Genomic DNA, 23,144 nt, shown 5'->3' with positions numbered 1-23,144 from the left:
AGGAGGGGAATTTCGATGTCATTATTTGATCATTCCGTATCAGAGTTACATAAGAAATTAAACAACAAAGAAATTTCCGTTACGGATTTAGTAGAAGAATCTTACAAACGTATTGCGGATGTTGAAGATAACGTAAAAGCTTTTCTTACATTAGATGAAGAAAACGCACGCGCGAAAGCGAAAGAATTAGACGCGAAAATTGGTGCTGAAGATAATGGTTTATTATTCGGTATGCCAATTGGTGTAAAAGATAACATTGTAACTAACGGTCTTCGTACAACTTGTGCGAGCAAAATGTTAGCAAACTTTGATCCAATTTATGATGCAACAGTTGTGCAAAAGCTAAAAGCTGCTGACACAGTTACAATCGGTAAATTAAATATGGACGAGTTCGCAATGGGTTCTTCAAATGAAAACTCAGGTTTCTACGCTACGAAAAATCCATGGAACTTAGATTACGTTCCAGGTGGATCTAGTGGTGGTTCTGCAGCAGCTGTAGCGGCAGGAGAAGTATTATTTTCTCTAGGTTCTGATACGGGTGGTTCTATCCGTCAGCCAGCTGCATATTGCGGCGTTGTAGGTTTAAAACCAACTTACGGACGCGTATCTCGTTACGGATTAGTAGCATTCGCATCTTCACTTGACCAAATCGGACCGATTACACGTACAGTAGAAGATAATGCGTACTTATTACAAGCTATTTCAGGTATTGACCGTATGGATGCAACTTCTGCTAACGTTGAAGTCGGAAACTACTTAGCTGGTTTAACAGGCGACGTTAAAGGTTTACGCATTGCTGTACCGAAAGAATACTTAGGAGAAGGTGTTGGCGAAGAAGCTCGTGAGTCAGTACTAGCTGCTTTAAAAGTATTAGAAGGTATGGGCGCAACTTGGGAGGAAGTATCTCTTCCGCACTCTAAATACGCTCTAGCAACGTATTACTTATTATCTTCTTCTGAAGCATCAGCTAACCTTTCACGCTTTGATGGCGTACGTTACGGTGTTCGTTCTGATAATGTAAATAATTTATTAGACCTTTACAAAAACACACGTAGCGAAGGTTTCGGTGATGAAGTAAAACGCCGTATTATGCTTGGTACATTTGCACTTAGCTCTGGTTACTATGATGCATATTACAAGAAAGCACAACAAGTACGTACATTAATTAAAAACGACTTTGAAAATGTATTTGCTAACTATGATGTTATTATTGGACCAACAACGCCAACTCCGGCATTTAAAGTGGGCGAGAAAGTTGATGATCCAATGACAATGTATGCAAATGACATTTTAACAATCCCAGTAAACTTAGCGGGTGTTCCAGCGATTTCTGTTCCATGTGGATTCGGTGCTAACAACATGCCACTTGGTTTACAAATCATTGGTAAACACTTCGATGAAGCGACAATTTACCGCGTTGCACATGCGTTTGAGCAAGCAACAGACTATCATACAAAAAAAGCAAGTCTGTAAGGAGGCGAGCATAGATGAATTTAGAAACAATTATTGGTTTAGAGGTTCACGTTGAGTTAAAAACAAATTCGAAAATTTTCTCTGCGAGTCCAACAGAATTCGGAGCGGAGCCAAATACACAAACAAGTGTAATTGACTTAGGATACCCAGGGGTACTTCCTACTTTAAATAAAGAAGCAGTTAACTTTGCAATGAAAGCTGCAATGGCATTAAACTGTGAAATCGCAACGGAAACGAAGTTTGACCGTAAAAACTATTTCTACCCAGATAATCCGAAAGCTTATCAAATTTCTCAATTCGATAAGCCAATTGGTGAAAATGGTTGGATTGAAATTGAAGTAGACGGTAAAAAGAAACGTATCGGTATTACACGTCTTCATTTAGAAGAAGATGCTGGTAAATCAACGCATACAGCTGATGGTTCATTAGTAGACTACAACCGTCAAGGTATGCCTTTAATCGAGATCGTATCTGAGCCAGATATGCGTACGCCAGAAGAAGCATATGCATACTTAGAGAAGTTAAAATCAATCATTCAATATACTGGCGTATCTGATTGTAAGATGGAAGAAGGTTCTCTACGCTGTGATGCGAACATTTCCCTTCGTCCAGTTGGACAAGAGAAGTTCGGTACAAAAGCGGAACTGAAAAACTTAAACTCATTCACTTACGTACAAAAAGGTCTTGAGCACGAGCAAGTGCGCCAAGAGAAAGAATTGTTATCTGGTGGTATCATCCAACAAGAAACACGTCGTTATGATGAAGCAACGAAGAAAACAATCTTAATGCGTGTGAAAGAGGGATCTGACGATTACCGTTACTTCCCAGAGCCAGACTTAGTTGAACTTTACATCGATGATGAGTGGAAAGAAGAAATTCGTGCTTCGATTCCAGAACTTCCAGATGCACGTAAAGCTCGCTACGTTGCAGAAATTGGCTTACCAGCTTATGATGCACACGTATTAACATTAACGAAAGAAATGTCTGATTTCTTTGAAGCAACTGTTGCAGACGGTGCTGACGCGAAATTAACATCAAACTGGTTGATGGGTGAAGTGCTTGCATACTTAAACAAACAACAAAAAGAATTAAAAGACGTTGCATTAACGCCTGCTGGTTTATCTAAAATGGTTCAATTAATTGAAAAAGGTACAATTTCTTCTAAAATCGCGAAGAAAGTATTTAACGAATTAATTGAAAAAGGTGGAGACCCAGAGGAAATCGTTAAAGCAAAAGGTCTTGTTCAAATTTCTGACGAAGGTACACTTCGTAAGGTTGTAACAGAAATTCTTGATAATAATGAGCAATCTATTGAAGACTTTAAAAACGGTAAAGACCGTGCAATTGGCTTCTTAGTTGGTCAAATTATGAAAGCTACAAAAGGACAAGCAAATCCGCCGCTTGTTAACAAAATCTTACTTGAAGAGATTAATAAGCGATAATAGTAGTAACTTTTAAAGATTAAGCAGAAAAACACCCGTACATGGGTGTTTTTCTAGGTTAATCAAACGTTTGTTTAAATGAGAGAAGATCGTTTAAACAAACGTTTGATTAACTGTCAAAAGTGGAAAAATGTTTGTATAGCAACTATGGTATGATAGTTGCAAAAAGGTGGGAATAATGATAAATCTAGACATAGAGGTTTTTTTCATCTCATGAAATAATAGATAATTATTATTCGTTATATGTAAATTGTTGTGAGGAAATAGATAGACATAAATTTTTTGTCAAATAAAACAAAACCATTGAAATGAATATTTACTTTTGATGGACTACACGAATCGGGTTCTTACTGCCTGTTTGAGCGGGATAAAAGAAGGATAGGAAGATGAGAGGAGGTAGGCATAGGAATACTGAATAGAAGTTCGGTATGTTCTTTTTGATATATAAAGAAATTTCCTGTGCTAATAAATGATGAAGCGAGCAAGAATTATTTATAATCCTACTTCTGGGCGCGAGCTATTTAAGAAGAGCTTACCGGAAGTATTACAAAAATTAGAACAAGCTGGATATGAAGCGTCTTGTCATGCGACAACTGGTCCTGGAGATGCGACTGTGGCAGCGAGGCAAGCTGCGGATCGTAAGTTTGATGTTGTTATCGCAGCTGGTGGTGATGGTACATTAAATGAAGTGGTGAACGGTTTAGTAGGACATGAACATCGTCCAAAGTTTGGAATTATTCCAGTTGGAACGACAAATGATTTTGCGCGTGCGATCGGTGTACCTCGTGCTATTGAAGAGGCTGCGGATATTATTTGTGAAGGGAAAACAGTTCCGTTAGATCTCGGTAGAGCGAATGATACATATTTCATTAATATCGCTGGTGGCGGCCGTATTACAGAATTAACATATGAAGTACCAAGCAAGCTAAAAACGGTATTAGGCCAACTTGCTTATTATTTAAAAGGAATCGAAATGCTACCATCATTACATCCAACATATGTTGAAATTGAGTATGATGGAAAGTTGCTACAAGAAGAAATTACGATGTTTTTAATTACGAATACTCGTTCAGTTGGTGGATTCGAAAAAGTAGCACCATATGCATCGATTAATGATGGCTTATTTGATTTATTAGTACTGAAAAAAGGTTCTATCGCTGACTTAATTAAAGCAGCAACACAAGCGCAGCGTGGTGAACATATTAACAATCCAAAAGTGCTATACACACAAGCGAATCGAATTAAAGTGCATTCACCAGATAAACTAATGATTAACTTAGATGGTGAATACGGTGGAGATGCACCGATGGAATTCGAAAATATATATCATTGTCTTGAACTATTTGTTCCTGAACATCAAGAGGATGCCCTGTAAAGGCATCCTTTTTATTATATAGAGGAATTGTAAATTGGAAGTTAGTTTGATTTTTATGGTATTTTTACAATTCGTTTATTTTATATCCATACTTTATTGATACACTGGAGGAGATAAGAAAAGAGAGGTAGTGTGCTATGGAGAAGGTAAAAGCAATATTATTTGATAAAGACGGGACATTAATGGATTTTCATTCAATTTGGATAAAAGTAGCTGAAGAACTTGTGGCGGAATGTATAAAATTATATCAACTCCCACAGTCAATGCAGCCTGCTTTATTAAAAGAGATCGGCGTGGAGGGGGTGTTTGTGAACCCTCGTAGCGCAATAGCGGCAGGAACAAGCCTTGATGTTGCAAAGGGGCTTTGTAAGTATATTACGTCATCTAAGGAAGAGGAGATGCATCAGTGGGTAAGTGAAAAGTTATTTTCTCTTATGTATGAGCATCGTTCCTATATGAAAATGACGGCGGATTTACCGAGAATTTTACAAGGTTTAAAGGATAGAGGATTTATTTTAGGTGTTGTTACAGCTGATGATTTTGCACCGACAGAATTGTTTTTAAAACAGTATCAATTAGAGTCTTTTTTTGATTATGTTGTAGCTTCAGATACGTTTCCGGCACAAAAACCAGATAAAAGAATTGTAGAATCTTTTTGTGAGAAGTTTCATTTAGAAGCATGTGAAGTAGCCGTCGTTGGAGATACACCAACTGATTTACATTTAGCGAAAAACGGTGATTGCTATGCAATTGGGGTGCTATCTGGTACGGGAGACCGTCAAACATTAGAACCACTTGCGGATATGCTCGTACAATCTATTGGGGATTTTATTTCTCATTCGGGTGAGTTGACTTGGGAACAAGGAAAGTCTAATGTGTAAGGAAAATAAGTCTATAAGGACTCTTAATGAGTCTTTATAGACTTATTTTTTATGTCGACATAGAAGGTAAGTAGGATGAATGCTGGAAAAGAATGTTGGCATACATTTTGCAACGAAAAGAGAAAACAATGTAAAGAAAAGGATGGGATACGTAATGAACACAAAAAAATTTGCTAAAGTAAATGAACAAATTCCTGGACCGAAAGCAGCGTCTTTATTAGAACGCCGCCAAAATATAGTACCAAAAGGAGTAAGTAACGGCATCCCAACGTTTGTACAATCTGCAAATGGTGCTCTTTTAACAGATGTTGATGGTAATCAGTACATTGATTTCGCAGGAGCAATCGGAACAATTAACGTAGGGCATTGTCATCCAGCTGTTAAAGAGGCGCTCCATAAACAAGTAGATCAATACATTCATACTGGATTTAATGTCATGATGTATGAGCCATATATTGAATTAGCAGAAAAACTTGCGGCATTAGCACCAGGAAGTTTTGATAAGCAAGTACTATTTTTAAATAGTGGTGCAGAAGCGGTTGAAAACGCAGTGAAAATCGCTCGTAAATATACAAAAAGGCCTGGTATTATTGCATTTTCTAAAGGATTCCATGGGCGTACATTAATGACAATGACGATGACAAGTAAAGTAAAACCATATAAATTTGGATTTGGCCCATTTGCGCCTGAAGTCTATAAAGCACCATTTCCATATGAATATCGCCGCCCAGAAGGATTAACGGAAGAGCAGTACGATGACTTTATGATTGAAGAGTTTAAGAATTTCTTCATATCAGAAGTAGCGCCAGAAACAATTGCAGCCGTTGTAATGGAACCTGTTCAAGGGGAAGGCGGATTTATCGTTCCAAGTAAGAAATTTGTGCAAGAAGTACGCAATATTTGTTCAGAACACGGCATCTTATTTGTAGCGGATGAAATTCAAACAGGATTTAGTCGTACAGGAAAATATTTTGCCATTGATCATTATGATGTCGTTCCAGATTTAATTACGGTATCTAAATCATTAGGCGCTGGTGTACCGATTAGTGGTGTTATTGGGCGCAAGGAAATTATGAATGAGTCTGCGCCGGGAGAGCTTGGTGGAACGTATGCAGGAAGCCCACTAGGATGTGCGGCAGCATTAGCAGTGCTTGATGTAATAGAAAAAGAGAATTTAAATGATAGAGCGATAGAATTAGGGAAAGTTGTAATGAACCGATTCGAAGAGATGAAAAATAAATATAATTGCATCGGTGATGTGCGCGGCTTAGGAGCAATGTGTGCATTCGAGCTCGTTCAAGACCGTAAGACGAAAGCACCTGATAAAACGTTAACAGCTAACTTGTGCACAGAAGCAAACAAACGCGGATTACTTCTACTATCAGCAGGGACATACGGTAATGTTATTCGTGTGTTAATGCCATTAGTTATTACAGATGAGCAACTTGAAGAAGGATTAACAATAATTGAAGAATCATTGCAAGTCTGTTATGAGAAAGCAAATACTGCTCGTGTTTAAAAGCTAAATAATAAATCGCAAACATTCTAGCTGACTCTATATAAAATGCAGAAAATTCACTTTATAATAAAGGTAGTGAAGTGAATCGATGGATTGGAAGTTAGGGGTGGCTAGGATGGTTGGAGAAAAGGAACGAGTGTTAATGGATTTACAAGATGTATTTGAATATGCGTTTGACGAAATTTTTGTGACTGACGAAAAGGGAATCGTTGTGCGTGTAAATAGTACATGTGAAAGGCACTATCAACTAGCTGCTAAAGAGTTAGTAGGTAAGCATGTGAAAGAATTGCAGAAGGATGGTATCTTTTATCCATCGGCAACGTTAGAAGTAATTGAAAAAAAGAGACCGATTGAACTCGTTCAAACGACAAAATCAGGAGAGTATTTACACGTTCGTACAAGGCCTGTTTTTGATAATGAGGGAAATTTAAGAAGAGTAATTAGTTATTCTCGTGATCTTACAGAACTCTACCAATTACGTCAAAAGGTAGAGGAAATGGATAATCAGTTAAAAACATATAAAAAAGAATTAAGAGAAACATATGAACATGAAGGACTTATTTTTAAAAGTATCGCTATGCAAAAAATAGTCGAGACAATCAAGAAAGTATCCGTGGTAGATAGTACAGTTCTCATTTTAGGTGAGACAGGAGTAGGGAAGAGTCGATTAGTACGTCATTTACATGAAGTGAGTAACAGGAAGAATGAAAGTTTCTATGAAATTAATTGTGCGGCATTGCCAATGAATTTAATTGAATCAGAGCTTTTTGGATACTCAGGTGGATCTTTTACAGGTGCGAATCGTGAAGGGAAAAAGGGACTATTAGAATCAGCGCATAGAGGAACTCTTTTCTTAGATGAAATTGGCGAAATGCCGCTTGAAATTCAAGCGAAACTTTTGCAAGTATTGCAAGAAAAAACGTTTCGCCCTATAGGCGGAAGAGAATTAAAAAAAGTTGATGTTAGAATTGTAGCGGCAACAAACCGAGATTTAAGTATGATGGTGAAACAAGGAACATTCCGGAAAGATTTATATTATCGTCTGAATGTCATTCCAATTTTAATTCCGCCACTTCGGGAAAGAACCGAAGACATTTTGCCACTCATTTATCATTATTTACAGCACTTTAACGAGAAATATGGCCGAAATGTAAAATTAGCACCTAGCACATTGCAAATGTTTGTTGGTTACCCATGGGAAGGAAATAATAGAGAAATTGAAAATGTGATTGAGCGAATTGTTATAACTACTGATGATATCGTTACGATAGAAGATTTGCCAATAGCGATGCAAGAATCAACGGTTGAACAGTCCGGTCAAAGTCTCTATAAAATGTTAGAAGAAGTAGAACGTAATATTATTTTGAAAGCATATAAAACATATGGATCGAGTTATAAAGTAGCGGAGTTTTTAAAAATAAGTCAATCTGCTGCCACTAGGAAGATAAAGAAACTTTTAGAGGAGGAAGAAAACATTGGATAAAAAAGCGGCGTTTGTAAATGTAGAGAAAAAGGCGATGTATATAAATGGTGAGTGGATTACATTGCAAGAACAAATCGAAGTAAATAATCCAGCAACGAAGGAAATATTTGCGACGGTACCAAAGGGCGGGGTAACAGAGGCAAAGCAAGCTGTTGATGCTGCTCATGAAGCTTTTAAATTATGGTCTAAGTTAACAGCAGCAGACCGTGCAGTGAAGTTGAAAAAATGGTTCACACTTATCGATGAAAATAAAGAAGAGATTGCAGCGATCATGACGAGAGAACAAGGAAAGCCATTTGCAGAAGCACTTGGTGAAGTGAATTATGCAAATAGCTTTGTTGAATGGTATGCGGAAGAAGGAAAACGCGTATACGGTGAAATGATTCCTGCTTCTCATCCGAATAAACGTATTTTAGTTATGAAGCAACCAGTTGGAGTTATGGCAGCTATTACACCTTGGAACTTCCCGGCTGCTATGATTACGAGAAAGGTAGCACCGGCACTTGCGGCAGGATGTACGGCAGTTGTAAAACCTGCAAGTCAAACGCCGTTAACTGCGTTGAAATTAGCTGAATTAGCTCATAAAGCGGACATTCCAAAAGGCGTAATAAATATTGTAACAGGTAGTGCGAAAGCAATTGCTGATACGTGGATGGAAGATGGACGTGTTCGAAAAGTTTCCTTTACAGGATCAACGGAAATTGGGAAGGAATTAATGGCCAGTGCTGCACAAACGATGAAAAAGGTTTCACTTGAGTTAGGTGGTCACGCGCCGTTTATTGTTATGAATGATGCGGACTTAGATAAAGCGGTAGAGGCGGTAATCGGTTCGAAATTCCGTAACGCAGGACAAACGTGTATATGTACAAACCGCGTCTTTGTTCAAGAAGAAGTTTACGAAGAATTTGCAGGAAAGTTCACAAAAGCTGTAGAGCAGCTTAAAGTTGGAGACGGATTTGGCGAAGGAACAACTGTAGGTCCACTTATTGATGCGAATGCAATTTCGAAAGTACAAGAACATATTGAAGATGCAATTCAAAAGGGTGGAGAAGTTTTATACGGTGGCCATAAATTTGCAGAGTTAGATGGATATTTCATTCAGCCAACCGTAATTGGATTGGCAAATGACACGATGCTTTGTATGAATGAAGAAACATTCGGTCCGGTTGCACCAGTTGCTAAATTTAAAACGGTTGAAGAAGTAATCGAACGTGCAAATAATACACCATATGGCTTGGCTGCTTATATTTTCACAAAAGATATTAGTCAAGCATTCCAAATTAGCGAAGCGTTAGAGTACGGAATTATTGGCTTAAATGATGGACTTCCATCAGTTGCACAAGCACCGTTCGGTGGCTTTAAAGAAAGTGGTATCGGCCGTGAAGGAGGCCATTTCGGTATCGAGGAATATTTAGAAATTAAATATATTTCGTTAGGGCTATAAGTAGTATACTAGAATCTCTATAAGGTAACAGAGAAGGAGATTCTAGTATGGTATATTGGCTATTATTACTCGTAACAATTATTTTTGAAGTAGCAGGAACAATTGCGATGAAATTATCAAACGGTTTAACAAAGCTCGTTCCAAGTGTACTTATTTTCGTATTTTATGGAATTTGTTTCAGCGTATTTGCTATCGTTGTCAAAAAAATTCATTTAAGTATCGCTTATGCCATTTGGTCTGGCGTAGGAACATTACTTATTACAATCATTAGCGTATATTTCTTTAAAGAACACATTAGCTTATTCCAAGCGTTTTGTATTCTATTTATCGTTTTAGGAGTAATTGGACTTAAGGTTTCATCAGCATCATAAAAGGCTATCTTCCAGTGTGGAAGATAGCCTTTTGTTTTTATTAAAATGCCCAGTTACCTTTACGGAAAATCGGTTCATGTCTTCCGTCAGCTGTAATACCATCGATATCAAGCTCAGCTGATCCGATCATGAAGTCGTTATGTGTAATACTAGTGTTTGCTCCGTTTTCAGCAAGTTCTTCTTTAGACATTGTTTTTCCGCCTACTAAGTTGAATGCATAAGCACTTCCGATTGCAAGGTGGCAAGATGCGTTTTCGTCAAATAGTGTATTGTAGAATAAAATATTTGTATTTGAAATTGGTGAATCATGAGGTACTAAAGCAACCTCGCCTAAGAAGTGAGAGCCTTCATCTGTTTCTACTAAATGTTTTAAAGCTTCTTCTCCGGCTTCCGCTTTGTAGTCTACGATACGCCCGTTTTCAAATGTTAACGTGAAGTTATCGATAATGTTACCTGCAAATGCTAACGGTTTTGTGCTAGATACTTGGCCGTTTACACCTGTTTTAAGTGGCATTGTAAATACTTCTTCAGTTGGGATGTTCGCCATAAATGGTACGTTCTTTTCATTTAAGCTACCAGCACCAGCCCATACATGCTTTTCTGGAAGTTCGATTGTTAAATCTGTTCCAGGAGCTGTATAGTGAAGGGCTTTATAATGCTTTTCGTTTAAGTAATCAACTTTTGTATGTAACGTTTCATCGTGTTCTTTCCATGCTTCCACAGGATTTTCTAAATCCGCACGAGTAGCTTTGAAAATAGCATCCCATAGTTTTGCTTCTTGTTCTTCTGGTGCAACGTCAGGGAATACTTTCGCAGCCCATTCTTTCGTAGGAACAGAAATGACACACCAGCTTACTTTATCAGCTTGTACGTAATCACGGTATACTTTCATTGCTTCACCAGCTACTTTATGAGCTGTTGCGATACGCGTTGATTCTACACCTTTTAATAAATCAGGGTTTTCTGCATAAATAGACATAAATGCAGCACCTTCTTTGGCTAATTCTTCACGAGCGTGTGCTTTCCAAGATGGGAACTCAGCGAATGCTTCTTCAGGAGCTAGATCGAACTTTAAGCGTGTTAACGTCTCATCATTCCAGTCCACATATACGTGTTTTGCACCAGATTTATATGCTTTTTCTGTAACGAGGCGTACAAATTGTACAGCCTCAAGAGGTGCACTAATTGATAATGTTTGTCCTGGTTGAATATTAACACCAACATTGACTGCAAGGGCAGCATATTTCTCTAACGTTTGTTCAAATGACATATGTATAATCTCCTTTAATTTGAAAGATTTCTTACTATATATAATACAAGAAAATTCAAAAAATATATATAAATATAGCGTGAAAAGAGAGCTCAAAATATATTGAGCTCTCATCGTTATTTAATCGAAGAAGCAAATTGTTCTACAGTCGTCGAATTGTGTATGCGAACACGCTTCATTTTTAGTAATTCATCGGGTTCACCTTTCGTAATGAACTTTCCGGGTTTTGTTGTCGTCGCAAATTGATAATATTTCTTCGTTTCTGCAACAACTTTATCATCCACATGACCGAATGGATAAGCAACTGCAATAACAGGCTTACCTGTTATTTTCTCTAGCTTTTCCTTTGATTCTTTTAATTCTTCTTCATAGTTTGTAATTTTCGGCAAGTCTGCATGTGTTGCAGTATGAGATTGCATAGAGAAAATGCTGGAATCAACCATTTCTTTTATATCAGATGTAGAAAGTGATCCTTCTACATCAACGTTATCAACAATCATATATTCTGTTGCTGTAGGTTTAAACGTATCGTCTTTTAGTTTTTGTAAAACATGAAATGCATTCATATTATTTTTCATACCGTCATCAAATGTAACAAAGATAGGTTTATTTACTTTATTAATATCGCCCCAACGTTCAAAAGTTAGTAATGTATAGCCGTTGTCCTTTAAATATTTCATTTGGGCTTCAAAATTAGCAGGTGATACGAATAAGTCTTTAATGCCTTGTCCATGATAATCATCGATTGCATGGTACATAAGAACGGGAACCTTTTGCTCGAAAGTAATAGTAGATTTTGTGAGTGGAATGTTTTTCCCATCTTCTTTCATTCCTATTGCTTCAATTTGAAACTCACCGCGTTTTCCTTCAAATTCTTTTATGTCAAAAGGAAGTGTAAATTGTTTCTCCTTTTCTTTAGAAGAAAAAGATTTAGCACTTTCCTTCCCATCAGCTGTGCGCCAAATTTTATATTGTACCTCACTTAAAGTATCCTTTATATCTGTCATATGAATAGTAGTGTTTGTAGATTCGTGTGTAATCGGATGATAAGAAATTTTACCTTGTTCTTGCACAGTCTCTTCTTGTTTCTTAACTTCTTGAACCTTTTTCTCTTTTTTAGGCTCTTGACTTACATCGCTAGTATTACAACCTGCTAGAATGGCAGACGTACATAAAGCGATTGCTGCGTATTTTCTCATAAGATCACCTTCTATTGTGTATTATGTTGCATACGTATTTAAAATCCCCACCGCTGTAAGAGAGGTGGGGACATACCCTTGTTCATCATATCATTTTAGTAATGAGATAGGTTAGTGACTTTTAATAGAGCTATTTCTATCATCTTTTAGTAAAGTTTACTGTATCCCGCTATTTGTGGGCAGTAAGACCCCACCTCAGAATTCAGCAAAAGCAAAGAGGTTAGGTGGGATCAGCTGCCCGTAAAAGCCCGATTGGTGAGGGCTAATAATCAGTGGGGGTGAACAAAACCCCCACTGATTAAAGTTTTACTTTATAAGAGATATGAATTTTTCCATTGATGTATTAGGCCCTACAAAGTGGCGTTTAATTAAGTACTGTTCGTTTGGCATCCCTTTTGTAATGTGATTACCGTGATCAGTAGTTACTGCGAACTCATAATGTTTTTTTGTTTCTTCAACAGCTGGGTCATTATAAGAACCTACTGGATAGGCGAGAGCGATGACCTTTTTACCAGTAAGGGCTTCGATTTTTTCTTTCGAACTACGTAATTCCTCATCATAATTGCTTGAATGAGCCATCATCGTATGATTAGCAGTATGTGATTGAATAGAAAAAATGCCTGAATCCATCATTTGTTTTATCTCATCTGTTGATAGACGATTTGGTTTGTCTATCTCATTTGCAGTAAGAAATTCAGTAGCCGTAGGTTGGAATCTATCATCCTTTAATTTTTGTAAAATATGAAGAGCATTCATATTATTTTTTCGACCATCATCCATCGTTACAAAAACAGGTTTATTTACACGATTTATATCATTCCAACGTTCAAACGTAAGCATCGTATAACCGTTATCTTTCAAATACTGCATATGCTTTTCGAATTGCTCAGGTGGTACATATAAGCCGTAATCCCCATCACTTGGCCCAGGGTATTTTTCAATCGCATGGTACATTAAAACGGGTACATGTTGCTGGAATGTAATTTTAGATGTTACTAGATTTGTTTCAGTATGATCTTCTTTGATTCCTACTGTTTCAATTTGAAATTCGCCACGTTTTAAATGAAATGATTTTAAATGTAGTGGGAGGGCAAAGTCACGCTCTTTTTCTTGTGAAGTAAAAGCTTGTTTGCTTTCAGGACCGTCAGCAGTACGCCAAATAGTGTAACGTACTTGTTTGAAGGAATCTCTTAAATCCTTTGTATAAAGCGTGGTGTTTTGTGCATTATATTCATACGGATCCCATGTAATAATCCCTTGCGTTAAAGGCAGTTCAACCGCTTTCGCTTTTTTTTGTTCAACTGTTTGTTTCGCCGTTGCTTCTTTTATTTGTTTATCACTAGTGCTACTAGTGTTACAACCTACGAGAATAGCAGAAGAAAGTAAAGCGATATATGTATATTTTTTCATTCTATCATCCTTCTATTGTGTTTTAATTATCATCACTTATGTCTTGAAATTATCATTCGTATAAGTGAAACTAACTCAAATTTTCGATTTTAAAAATTTGAATTATACCCTTGTACATCATATCACTATAGAATATAGAGGGGAATACATTTTTGGAATAATTCGGAAAAAACCTTATATTTTTCTGGTGGAGTTTACATAAAAATACATATAGAAGAAAGTAAAAAACTCCACCTAAATTTCCTTTTGAAAAAGGAGAAGTAAGGTGGAGTTTTTTATTATATAAACAATCCAGCGATTGTTGCAGATAAGATAGAAGCAAGTGTTGATGCAAATAACATTTTCCAACCGAATCTAGATACGACACTTCCCTGTTTTTCAGAAAGAGCACGGATTGTCCCAACGATCGCACCAATTTGGCTAATACTTGCGAAGCTAATTAAGAATACTGTAACGATTCCAACTGTACGTGGAGATAATGTTGATGCAACACCTTTTAAATCAAGGATTGCTACAAACTCGTTTAATACGATCTTCGTACCCATAATTCCACCAGCTGGGATAATATCTTGAGTTGGAATACCCATTAAGAATGCGAATGGAGCAAGTATATAACCGAAGATTTGTTGTAAAGTAACAGCATATCCCATTGCACCTGAAGCTGCGCTAATTACGTAGTTTACAACTTCCATCACACCGATGAAGGCAATCATTAATGCAGCAACGATACCAGCTACTTTTAAACCATCAAGCGCACCGTTAATCATTGCGCCGATAAAGCTGTCTCCGAATAAAGTTCTATCAAATTTTTGAATCACTTCATCTTCTTTCTTCGTATCAACTGGTGTTAATAGCGAACAAACGATTAAGCTTGAGAATAAGTTTAGTGGAAGAGCTGCTAGTACATATTTCGCATCTAACATCATTACGTATGATGCTGTAACAGAAGCAGAAACGGAACTCATTGCAGAACAACAAATGATGAACATACGGTTTTTGTTAAAATGCTGTAAATCGTTTTTAATAACGATTAACGCTTCACTTGAACCGAAGAATACAGAGTTTACTGCGTGGAATGACTCGACGCGTGGTAAACCAGTAATTTTTGAAATTGCACCGCCGACAACGCGAACGATGAATGGTAAAACACCTAAATAACTAAAGATAGAAAGTAGTGCTGAGAAAAATACGATAATTAATAATACATTTAAGAAAAAGACAAAATCTCTTTGAATTCCATTAAAGAGAAAATCGACACCTGTCGTACCAAGTTTAATTAGTTTGTTGAAAACTTTACTAATGAAGATGATAATTTGTTGACCAATTTTGGTGCCAAACATAAACCAACCGATTAAAATTTGGAAACCAATCATAATAGCAATTGCACGGAAGTTGATTTTACTTCTATTGTTTGACAAAGCAAAGCATAAACCTAAAACGACAAGAATACCGATAATGCTCATTACATATTGCATGTAGTTGCCCCTTTCAGAAGTTCGTATAAAGTTTGTACATAAAACGCTCGTTATATTACTAAAAATAAAACAAAGAGGTTTTATGTCATACGTAAGATGTCTGACCTTTTAGAAAAATAAAAATAAAAAAAGACCCATATGGATTCACTTTCATCTATGAGAGAAAGCTAATCAATATGAGTCCTTTTTTGCACATAGGCTAATATTCATTAGTTTTCCCCATAGTCCAGCAATTTAAGGTTGCCGGGTAGAAACTCTCGATCCATATTATCGAATATATATGAGGTAACATCGTCCGTATTAAATTAGTAGTAGCGTAACATTAACAGAGAACTATCGTCAATAGCTTTTTTTCTTCCGATAGAAATAGACCATATAAGTATGATAAAATGTAACGCAGTGTTATGAAAAAGAGAGGTCGGAAAATGAGTACAAAAATGACGCCACCAGTTGAGAAAAATGAGTTTATAGATGTAGTATTTGAAGATTTAACACATGATGGTGCCGGTGTTGCGAAAGTAAAGGGCTATCCTATTTTCGTTAAAAACGGATTACCAGGTGAAGAAGCACAAATTAAAATTATTAAAGTGAAGAAAAACTTCGCATTTGGTCGTTTAATGAAGCTTCATACAGAGAGCCCATATCGTAAAGATGCAGAATGCCCAGTGTACAATCAGTGCGGCGGTTGTCAGCTTCAGCACTTAACATATGAAGGACAATTACAAGCGAAAGAAAAACAAGTACGTGACGTTATGCAGCGCATTGGCGGATTAAGCGATGTTCCTGTGCACCCTGTACTTGGTATGAAGAACCCATGGGTATACCGTAACAAAGCACAAGTACCAATTGGAGAACGTGAAGGTGGACTTGTAGCTGGTTTCTATCGCCAAGGAACACATGACATTATTAATATGGAATCATGTTTAATTCAGGCAGAAGAAAACGATACATTAATCCAGGAAGTAAAACATATTTGTGAAAAACATGGTATTTCGGCATACAACGAAGAGCGTAATAAAGGAACACTTCGCCACGTAATGGCTCGTTACGGACAAGTAACAGGGGAAATCATGCTTGTCTTCATTACTCGTACAGCAGAATTACCAAACAAAAAAGCAATCATTGAAGAAATTGCAGCGAAATTCCCAGAAGTAAAATCGATTGTTCAAAACGTAAACACGAAACGTACAAATGTAATCTTTGGAGACACAACGACAGTACTGTACGGATCCGAATACATTTATGACTTTATCGGTGACATTAAATTTGCAATTTCAGCACGTTCATTCTATCAAGTAAATCCAGAACAAACGAAAGTACTATACGATAAAACGTTAGAATATGCAAAATTAGATGGCAACGAAACAGTAATTGATGCCTATTGCGGAATTGGATCAATTTCCTTATTCCTAGCGCAAAAAGCGAAAAAAGTGTACGGCGTTGAAATCGTCCCAGAAGCAATCGAAGACGCAAACCGAAACGCAGCACTAAACAACATGACAAACGCTGAGTTTGGCGTAGGAGAAGCAGAAGTAGTTATTCCAAAATGGTACAAAGAAGGCATAGTCGCCGACACAATGGTCGTAGATCCACCGCGTAAAGGTTGTGATGATGCACTACTAAACACAATCATCGACATGAAACCAAAACGCGTCGTATACGTATCATGTAACCCAGCAACGTTAGCACGTGACTTAAAAGTACTAGAAGAAGGCGGATATAAAACGCAGGAAGTACAACCTGTTGATATGTTCCCGCATACGACTCATGTGGAGTGTGTGGCTTGGCTTAAGTTGGTATAATAGGAAAGCAGTTGATATAGGAGAATCTATACCATCTGCTTTTTGGTTTATTGAGAGTTTGAAATTGTATTCATAGTGAGAGGATTTGAATTTGAAATGATAGATAATTTTTGGCGTGATTTACCACGACCATTTTTCGTACTTGCACCAATGGAAGATGTGACAGACGTTGTTTTTCGTCACGTAGTAAGTGAAGCTGGTAGCCCAGACGTATTCTTCACAGAGTTCACAAACTCGGATAGCTATTGTCATCCAGAAGGTATGAAAAGTGTACGTGGCCGTTTAATTTTTACAGAAGATGAACAACCAATCGTGGCGCATATTTGGGGAGATAATCCTGAATATTTCCGTCAAATGAGTATTGGTATGGCAGAGTTAGGATTTAAAGGTATTGATATTAACATGGGTTGCCCTGTACCGAACGTAGCATCAAGAGGAAAAGGTAGTGGTCTTATTCTACGTCCAGACGTTGCGGCAGAACTTATTCAAGCAGCAAAAGCGGGCGGACTACCTGTCAGTGTAAAAACACGACTGGGCTTTAAAGAATTAAGCGAATGGGAAGATTGGTTAACGCATATTTTCAAACAAGATATTGCAAACCTTTCTATTCACTTACGTACAAGAGAAGAAATGAGCCAAGTCGATGCGCACTGGGAGCTAATTCCGGAAATTAAAAAATTACGTGATCGTATTGCACCAAATACGCTAATAACAATAAACGGAGACATCCCTGACCGTAAAACAGGGCTAGAACTTGCTGAAAAATATGGCATTGATGGCGTTATGATTGGAAGAGGAATCTTTAAAAATCCGTTTGCTTTCGAAAAAGAGCCAAGAGAGCATAGCAGTAAAGAACATTTAGATCTTTTAAGACTACAACTTGATCTTCAAGATCAATATGCAGAAGTACTGCCACGCTCCATCACAGGGCTTCATCGCTTCTTCAAAATTTATGTAAAGGGCTTCCCTGGAGCTGCTGAACTAAGAAATCAATTGATGAACACAAAATCAACTGATGAAGTACGCGCATTACTTGATAAGTTTGAGACGAGTGTTAATGTGGTAGAAGGTAGTGAAACAGTGTAACTTTTGAAAGTTACACTGTTTCATTTTAATTAAGGTAAACCGTATCATAAGTAAGTGAGGTATTCTATGTAAAAAAGGGTAAGAAAAGAATACAGGAGAAAAGTGAAAATGGTAGGTTGGTCTTGATTTTCAATGATAGTATCATGTTTATTTTATTATGCCTATAATTGGAGGCCATGTGAATGTTAAGTGATCAGGCGAGATATTCTAGGCTCGCGAATATAACAAAAATAATAAATACAAAATTAGAACTACGTGAAGTATTGCAGCGTGTAACAATGGCGATATCAGAGGAGATTGTTAAGTGCAACGCTGTTGGAATCTATTTACCCCAGGAAGATGGAACATTTAGAGGATTTGCAGGAAAACCAGAGACAATAAATGGCGTAACGCTCGATACTCAGGTAATTGATCCTGAAATAGACTTACTGGCAAAAGAAGTTATTGAAACTAAAAAAACCATTTATATTCCTGATACATCAAAGGATCATCGGCCGGATCCGAGACCAGTTGCTGCGTTCAAAATTAAGTCCTTATTAGCTCTACCTATCTCATTTGGGCAAGAGTTATTTGGTCTGGTTTTTTTATTTGATTATGGAATTCCAATGAACTTAACAAATTCAGAAATTCAAAGTGTTGAAGCTTATGTAAATATGGCTGCGGTCGCAATTCAAAACGCAAATAATTTAACACAAAAGGAAAACCTTATTGCCGAGAAGCAGCTGTTACTAAATGTTACCCGTGATTTATCAATGTGTTCCTCGATACAGGAGAGTTTTGATAAATGTTTTCTTTACTTAGGACAGATTTTAGAGAGTAAAAACATGGCAGCCCACCTTTTAGCCCCCCTAGACAAAACAACGATTAAAACAACGAAGTTAAGCAAGAACTGTGATTGGACAGAAGCGGATTGGATGGAGAAAAGCTATGAAGCTAGGATCCAAGAGGTTATTCAAACAAAAAATATAGATAGTAAGGGTCTACTGATGATTCCATTGGTTTCAATGGGAGAAGTATTAGGGGTAATCGTCGTTGGCAAAGAGGGAAAAGCTCACAATTATGATAATTCCCAAATGCAACTGGCAAAATCTATCGTTGATGCCACAGCGCCTACGTTTTCCAACTTGTTATATATGGATCGACTTGAAAGCATGGTGGAAGAGCGAACGAGAGAACTAGCTGTTGCTAATGAAAAAGTTACAAGTGTTATTGAAAGTATTACGGATGGATTTTTTACTTTGAATAATACATGGGAATTTACGTACGTAAATAAGCATCAATATTTTCCACAAAGAAAAACAGCAAAAGATGTATTAGGTAAGAATATATGGGAGATTTTCCCGAGTAGCGTGGACGAAGTTATGTATAAGGAACTTCATCGTGCAATGTCAGAGCGAACTACAGTGTATTTTGAATTTTTTTCTACCTCTGATGAATATTGGCACGAAGCTATTGCATACCCGTATGATGATGGTATTTGTTGTATTTTTAAAAACATAACGGAAAAAAAGCAATATGAGCAGGAATTGAAAAGGTTATCGAACATAGATTTAATAGGGCAAATGGCAGCAGGTATCAGCCATGAGATTAGAAATCCAATGACAACAGTACGAGGATTTTTGCAGTTATTAAAAGAAGAGCCCACCTATGAGAAACATAATAAGCACTTAAATTTAATGATTGAAGAACTTGACCGTGCCAATTCTATTATTACTGAATTTCTCTCAATGGGTAATACAAGGAAATCGGATTTGCAGATGTTAGATTTAAATTCAATTATCCGCGATATTATTCCTTTAATAAAGATTGATACGTATAATCAAAATAAAGATATTCAAGTCGATACAAATGACATTCCGGAATTACTGTTAAATCGTAATGAGATACGGCAATTATTAATAAACCTATATCGTAATGGCTTAGAAGCGATGGGCACAGAGAAAGTTCTAACCATTAGCACCTACAAAGAAGGTCGAAATTGTGTGGTGCTTGCAGTGAGGGATCAAGGAAAAGGTATCAGGCCTGAAGTATTAGAGAAACTGGGTACTCCATTTTACACGACAAAAGATAATGGAACTGGATTGGGGCTAGGCATATGTTATGCCATTGCTGCCCGTCATAATGCAAAAATAGAAATTCAAACAGGATCGGAAGGCACGACCTTTTTTGTTAAATTTAATCATGAAAATAATGAATAATAACCTCATTTAGATTAGTTACGGTGAACCGTACCACAAATAAAAAGTAAAACCTAAGTAAACATAATCAATCTATTTCACCTGGATTTTGCGTAACATTTACGTTTGAGTTGCCTACTAAATTAGAGTTGCATAAAAAGAAATGGACTAACCTATATCAGGTTAGTCCATTTTTTAGTGTGTTAATTAATAGTAAATCCCCATCTTTTTTTGCTTTATTACTATCATCCTTAAAGGAAGGAGTTATCCGACTACCAACTAAAATACTTTTTACAGTATTTGATTGAAGGCGTTTCTATCGATAGGACCTTTCTTAATTTCTAATACAATAAATTCGTTATTAGAAATATCTCTTAATAAATAAAATCACCCCCATAAGCATTAATCCACCTAAGACTACAAAACCTCCCATTAAAATGTTAAAGTAGTAACTTGACGACATTAATTTATACATGCTAAAAGCATTACTATAATCAACATTTCAGGAGGAAAAACAATGGCAATGAGCAACAACGATATATTAAAGAGAGTAAGGTACGCTTTAGATATAAGAGATATAGATATGGTAGAAATCTTTAAACTTGGTGGTATGGAAGTAACGAAAGAAGACGTAGTTGATATGCTTACAAAAATAAAGAGAGCACCTCAGCATGAATCTGAAAATGATGATGTAATAGAAGATGAGTACGTATTAACATGCGACATGATGATGTTAGAGGCATTTTTAAATGGATTTATTACTTTAAAAAGAGGGAAGCAAGATCCGAAACCAGGACAACCGGCACCTGTACAAAGCAAAGAGAGTGCGAATAACCTTCTGCTAAAGAAAATGAAAATCGCACTATCTTTAACGAGTGAGGATGTACTTGATATATTAGATAGCGTAGGCGTTATAGTAACAAAGGGAGAACTAGGCGCACTATTAAGAAAAAAAGGCCATAAAAATTACAAAGAGTGCGGCGATAGATATGCAAGGAATTTCATTAAGGGATTAGGTGTAAAGTATAGAGGGTAATGAGTCCGATGAATTGGTAAATGATATAATAGGTAGAGTAGGGCTTTTGTGTCCTATTCTTTTTTATTTGTAAAATAATACACTAGGTGATGAAATGGTACATACATATTTAGGTGAGACAATTCATTTTCATATAACTTATAAAAAGAAAAAGTCGGTGCGTCTTTTTGTAGATTCGTACGGAAATGTGGAAGTGCAGGCTCCAAAGGGAACACCTGTTGAATACTTAGTCCAGTTGCTAGAGGAGAAATGGGATTGGATTCAGAAAACACGTAAGGAAATGCAAGAGCGAGCGCTTGGACCACAGGAAAAGGATTATGATCAAGGAGAGGGATTTCTGTATTTAGGAAGTACGTATCCGATACAGATTTCTCAAGATGCAAGTATTACGCAAGACAATGCAGTATTTGAAGGGAATAAGCTACATATTTATGTGAAAGAGCTTAAGGATGAGAAAATACAACAAGCGTTAAAACGATTTTACTATAAGCAGTGTAAGTCATTAGTAGAGAAGAGTATTAAAGTGCATCAAAGTAACTTCAAAACAAAACCGCGTTCTATTCGTATTACAGATAGTAGTCGTACGTGGGGAACTTGTGATTCAAATCTACAACTAACATTCAATTGGAAGCTAGCGATGGCACCACAGCAAGTAATTGATTACGTAGTTGTTCATGAAATGTGCCATATGGTTCATTTAAATCATGATCGATCTTTTTGGCGTCTTGTCGGGAAAATAATGCCCGATTATAAGGAAATGGAGAATTGGTTAGCGTTATCTAGTTGGAAGATGACGGTTTAATGGTGAACTTTATATAGGTTGCGATTATTATCAATACTTGTCGGTAAGTCGATATATTTCAAAAATCGCTGATATATTTGGAGTTACAATCGATATGTTCAAAAAAACGCTTATATAATTTCATTTACCAATGCATTTTTCAATGAAGAGAAAGTAAAAGGAGATGTCACAGCAGACATCTCCTTTTTTTCAGGTATATAAATCATCGTCTAAACTTCACAACAAAATCTCCGTCTACTTTCTCCATTCCATACCCACGATACCCCTCCGAAAGTAAAGCCTGCTGTCCAACAGCGTCACTCATCGGAACACTCTTAACATCCGTCCAATTTCTTTCCTTGCCTCCACGCAATTCCTTCACAAAAACATACCGCATACTCCCGCCATATTTCGCCTTCAATGCAGCAATCTCCATTCCTTGCGCAAACTTATCTTTTAAACTTGGAATGTTAAAAGGAGCAACGGTGCAGCAAACGTAATCGTATTTGCTATCTTTGTTTTGTAATTCGTCCATGATGACTGTCGCTAATATTTTTTGCATCCCATTTCCTCGGCTGTTCGGGTGAACATTTGAAATTTCTTGATAGATGACGCGATGTAGTTCGCTTTCTGCTATGCCAATATCAAGTCCTAAATGTTCGTCGTCGATAGGAGGGACGAGTAGGGCACGAAATGCGATGAGTTTGTTCTCGATAAAAGCACCGATCATCATACCGTTTCCTTCTAGAATGTATTGAAACTCTTCTAGCGAGAGTGGTTGTAAGCGACTTTTATCTTCTAGCGCCTTAACTACAACGTTTTGTAGTGATAAGATGTGTTCGATATGCTCAAGTGATAGTAATGTAACGTGAAATGACTCGTTATTTTGTTTTAATGCTCCTTTGTATAGAACTGTCATG

The 23,144-nt window shown here is 36.9% G+C and carries 18 protein-coding genes and 1 riboswitch; of the genes, 13 read left to right on the top strand and 5 right to left on the bottom strand.

Annotated features, from left to right (window positions below; all coding sequences use genetic code 11):
• Window positions 1-15 precede the first annotated feature (15 nt).
• The 8 genes from gatA (at window position 16) to DN393_RS24195 (ending at window position 9,988) form a co-directional block, all read left to right on the top strand.
• Window positions 16-1,473 carry an Asp-tRNA(Asn)/Glu-tRNA(Gln) amidotransferase subunit GatA gene (gene gatA / locus DN393_RS24230; RefSeq protein ID WP_000051449.1) on the top strand — a complete coding sequence of 486 codons (1,458 nt, stop codon included), beginning with the start codon at window positions 16-18 and terminating at the stop codon, window positions 1,471-1,473.
• Between the two features lie 14 nt (window positions 1,474-1,487).
• On the top strand, window positions 1,488-2,915 hold the full coding sequence (gatB, locus tag DN393_RS24225; RefSeq protein ID WP_046958896.1) for an Asp-tRNA(Asn)/Glu-tRNA(Gln) amidotransferase subunit GatB: 1,428 nt from the start codon (window positions 1,488-1,490) through the stop codon (window positions 2,913-2,915).
• A gap of 469 nt (window positions 2,916-3,384) precedes the next feature.
• Window positions 3,385-4,290, top strand: a complete 906-nt coding sequence (locus DN393_RS24220; RefSeq protein WP_000977668.1) for a diacylglycerol kinase — start codon at window positions 3,385-3,387, stop codon at window positions 4,288-4,290.
• A gap of 137 nt (window positions 4,291-4,427) precedes the next feature.
• Window positions 4,428-5,171: an HAD family hydrolase gene (locus tag DN393_RS24215; RefSeq protein ID WP_149174002.1), complete on the top strand. Its 744-nt coding sequence runs from the start codon at window positions 4,428-4,430 to the stop codon at window positions 5,169-5,171.
• A gap of 154 nt (window positions 5,172-5,325) precedes the next feature.
• Window positions 5,326-6,690 carry a 4-aminobutyrate--2-oxoglutarate transaminase gene (gene gabT, locus DN393_RS24210; protein WP_179958534.1) on the top strand — a complete coding sequence of 455 codons (1,365 nt, stop codon included), beginning with the start codon at window positions 5,326-5,328 and terminating at the stop codon, window positions 6,688-6,690.
• Between the two features lie 115 nt (window positions 6,691-6,805).
• Complete coding sequence (locus DN393_RS24205) at window positions 6,806-8,173, top strand: sigma-54 interaction domain-containing protein (RefSeq protein WP_103655503.1); 1,368 nt, start codon at window positions 6,806-6,808, stop codon at window positions 8,171-8,173.
• Complete coding sequence (gene gabD / locus DN393_RS24200) at window positions 8,166-9,617, top strand: NADP-dependent succinate-semialdehyde dehydrogenase (protein ID WP_064477183.1); 1,452 nt, start codon at window positions 8,166-8,168, stop codon at window positions 9,615-9,617. Before DN393_RS24205 ends, gabD begins: the two co-directional genes overlap by 8 nt.
• 47 nt (window positions 9,618-9,664) lie before the next feature.
• A complete protein-coding gene (locus DN393_RS24195; RefSeq protein WP_000263262.1) occupies window positions 9,665-9,988 on the top strand; it encodes a DMT family transporter in 324 nt (107 codons plus the stop codon).
• A 40-nt stretch (window positions 9,989-10,028) separates the two neighbouring features.
• Here DN393_RS24195 and DN393_RS24190 read toward each other — a convergent pair whose 3' ends face one another.
• The 4 genes from DN393_RS24190 to DN393_RS24175 all read right to left on the bottom strand — a co-directional run bounded on the left by DN393_RS24190 (window position 10,029) and on the right by DN393_RS24175 (window position 15,342).
• Complete coding sequence (locus tag DN393_RS24190; protein WP_064477184.1) at window positions 10,029-11,258, bottom strand: aminopeptidase; 1,230 nt, start codon at window positions 11,256-11,258, stop codon at window positions 10,029-10,031.
• 116 nt (window positions 11,259-11,374) lie between these two features.
• Window positions 11,375-12,457 carry a polysaccharide deacetylase family protein gene (locus DN393_RS24185; protein WP_064477185.1) on the bottom strand — a complete coding sequence of 361 codons (1,083 nt, stop codon included), beginning with the start codon at window positions 12,455-12,457 and terminating at the stop codon, window positions 11,375-11,377.
• Between the two features lie 306 nt (window positions 12,458-12,763).
• On the bottom strand, window positions 12,764-13,867 hold the full coding sequence (locus DN393_RS24180; RefSeq protein WP_064477186.1) for a polysaccharide deacetylase family protein: 1,104 nt from the start codon (window positions 13,865-13,867) through the stop codon (window positions 12,764-12,766).
• Window positions 13,868-14,145: 278 nt separating this feature from the next.
• Complete coding sequence (locus DN393_RS24175; protein ID WP_001200511.1) at window positions 14,146-15,342, bottom strand: NupC/NupG family nucleoside CNT transporter; 1,197 nt, start codon at window positions 15,340-15,342, stop codon at window positions 14,146-14,148.
• A gap of 202 nt (window positions 15,343-15,544) precedes the next feature.
• Window positions 15,545-15,646, bottom strand: a riboswitch (purine riboswitch).
• A 121-nt stretch (window positions 15,647-15,767) separates the two neighbouring features.
• Between DN393_RS24175 and rlmD the strand changes: the two genes are divergently transcribed.
• The 5 genes from rlmD (at window position 15,768) to DN393_RS24145 (ending at window position 22,245) form a co-directional block, all read left to right on the top strand.
• Complete coding sequence (gene rlmD / locus DN393_RS24170) at window positions 15,768-17,144, top strand: 23S rRNA (uracil(1939)-C(5))-methyltransferase RlmD (protein WP_064477187.1); 1,377 nt, start codon at window positions 15,768-15,770, stop codon at window positions 17,142-17,144.
• 96 nt (window positions 17,145-17,240) lie between these two features.
• Window positions 17,241-18,230, top strand: coding sequence for a tRNA dihydrouridine synthase (locus DN393_RS24165; RefSeq protein ID WP_064477188.1), 990 nt, complete (start codon window positions 17,241-17,243; stop codon window positions 18,228-18,230).
• 182 nt (window positions 18,231-18,412) lie between these two features.
• Entirely contained in the window at window positions 18,413-20,428 is a 2,016-nt protein-coding gene (locus DN393_RS24160) for a GAF domain-containing sensor histidine kinase (RefSeq protein WP_064477189.1), read from the top strand.
• Between the two features lie 496 nt (window positions 20,429-20,924).
• Window positions 20,925-21,443, top strand: a complete 519-nt coding sequence (locus DN393_RS24150) for a YehS family protein (RefSeq protein ID WP_064477190.1) — start codon at window positions 20,925-20,927, stop codon at window positions 21,441-21,443.
• Window positions 21,444-21,537: 94 nt separating this feature from the next.
• Window positions 21,538-22,245 carry a M48 family metallopeptidase gene (locus DN393_RS24145; RefSeq protein ID WP_064477191.1) on the top strand — a complete coding sequence of 236 codons (708 nt, stop codon included), beginning with the start codon at window positions 21,538-21,540 and terminating at the stop codon, window positions 22,243-22,245.
• Between the two features lie 202 nt (window positions 22,246-22,447).
• On the opposite strand, the gene DN393_RS24140 is transcribed toward DN393_RS24145, so the two are convergent.
• The gene (locus DN393_RS24140; protein WP_149174000.1) at window positions 22,448-23,143 is read right to left on the bottom strand and encodes a GNAT family N-acetyltransferase; all 696 of its coding nucleotides are present in this window, start codon (window positions 23,141-23,143) and stop codon (window positions 22,448-22,450) included.
• Window position 23,144: the final 1 nt, after the last annotated feature.

The organism is Bacillus sp. BPN334, assembly GCF_008368885.1.
Lineage (GTDB): Bacteria > Bacillota > Bacilli > Bacillales > Bacillaceae_G > Bacillus_A > Bacillus_A wiedmannii.
Note: the sequence above shows the minus strand (reverse complement) of the source record. Positions and strands in the feature narration are given on the sequence as shown.

What these genes read in the sequence shown, in the direction of transcription:
- gatA (WP_000051449.1), top strand. Translation starts at nt 16, where the DNA reads ATGTCATTATTTGATCATTCCGTATCAGAGTTACATAAGAAATTAAAC.
- gatB (WP_046958896.1), top strand. Translation starts at nt 1,488, where the DNA reads ATGAATTTAGAAACAATTATTGGTTTAGAGGTTCACGTTGAGTTAAAA.
- DN393_RS24220 (WP_000977668.1), top strand. Translation starts at nt 3,385, where the DNA reads ATGATGAAGCGAGCAAGAATTATTTATAATCCTACTTCTGGGCGCGAG.
- DN393_RS24215 (WP_149174002.1), top strand. Translation starts at nt 4,428, where the DNA reads ATGGAGAAGGTAAAAGCAATATTATTTGATAAAGACGGGACATTAATG.
- gabT (WP_179958534.1), top strand. Translation starts at nt 5,326, where the DNA reads ATGAACACAAAAAAATTTGCTAAAGTAAATGAACAAATTCCTGGACCG.
- DN393_RS24205 (WP_103655503.1), top strand. Translation starts at nt 6,806, where the DNA reads ATGGTTGGAGAAAAGGAACGAGTGTTAATGGATTTACAAGATGTATTT.
- DN393_RS24195 (WP_000263262.1), top strand. Translation starts at nt 9,665, where the DNA reads ATGGTATATTGGCTATTATTACTCGTAACAATTATTTTTGAAGTAGCA.
- DN393_RS24190 (WP_064477184.1), bottom strand. Translation starts at nt 11,258, where the DNA reads ATGTCATTTGAACAAACGTTAGAGAAATATGCTGCCCTTGCAGTCAAT.
- DN393_RS24185 (WP_064477185.1), bottom strand. Translation starts at nt 12,457, where the DNA reads ATGAGAAAATACGCAGCAATCGCTTTATGTACGTCTGCCATTCTAGCA.
- DN393_RS24180 (WP_064477186.1), bottom strand. Translation starts at nt 13,867, where the DNA reads ATGAAAAAATATACATATATCGCTTTACTTTCTTCTGCTATTCTCGTA.
- DN393_RS24175 (WP_001200511.1), bottom strand. Translation starts at nt 15,342, where the DNA reads ATGCAATATGTAATGAGCATTATCGGTATTCTTGTCGTTTTAGGTTTA.
- rlmD (WP_064477187.1), top strand. Translation starts at nt 15,768, where the DNA reads ATGAGTACAAAAATGACGCCACCAGTTGAGAAAAATGAGTTTATAGAT.
- DN393_RS24165 (WP_064477188.1), top strand. Translation starts at nt 17,241, where the DNA reads ATGATAGATAATTTTTGGCGTGATTTACCACGACCATTTTTCGTACTT.
- DN393_RS24160 (WP_064477189.1), top strand. Translation starts at nt 18,413, where the DNA reads ATGTTAAGTGATCAGGCGAGATATTCTAGGCTCGCGAATATAACAAAA.
- DN393_RS24150 (WP_064477190.1), top strand. Translation starts at nt 20,925, where the DNA reads ATGGCAATGAGCAACAACGATATATTAAAGAGAGTAAGGTACGCTTTA.
- DN393_RS24145 (WP_064477191.1), top strand. Translation starts at nt 21,538, where the DNA reads ATGGTACATACATATTTAGGTGAGACAATTCATTTTCATATAACTTAT.
- DN393_RS24140 (WP_149174000.1), bottom strand. Translation starts at nt 23,143, where the DNA reads ATGACAGTTCTATACAAAGGAGCATTAAAACAAAATAACGAGTCATTT.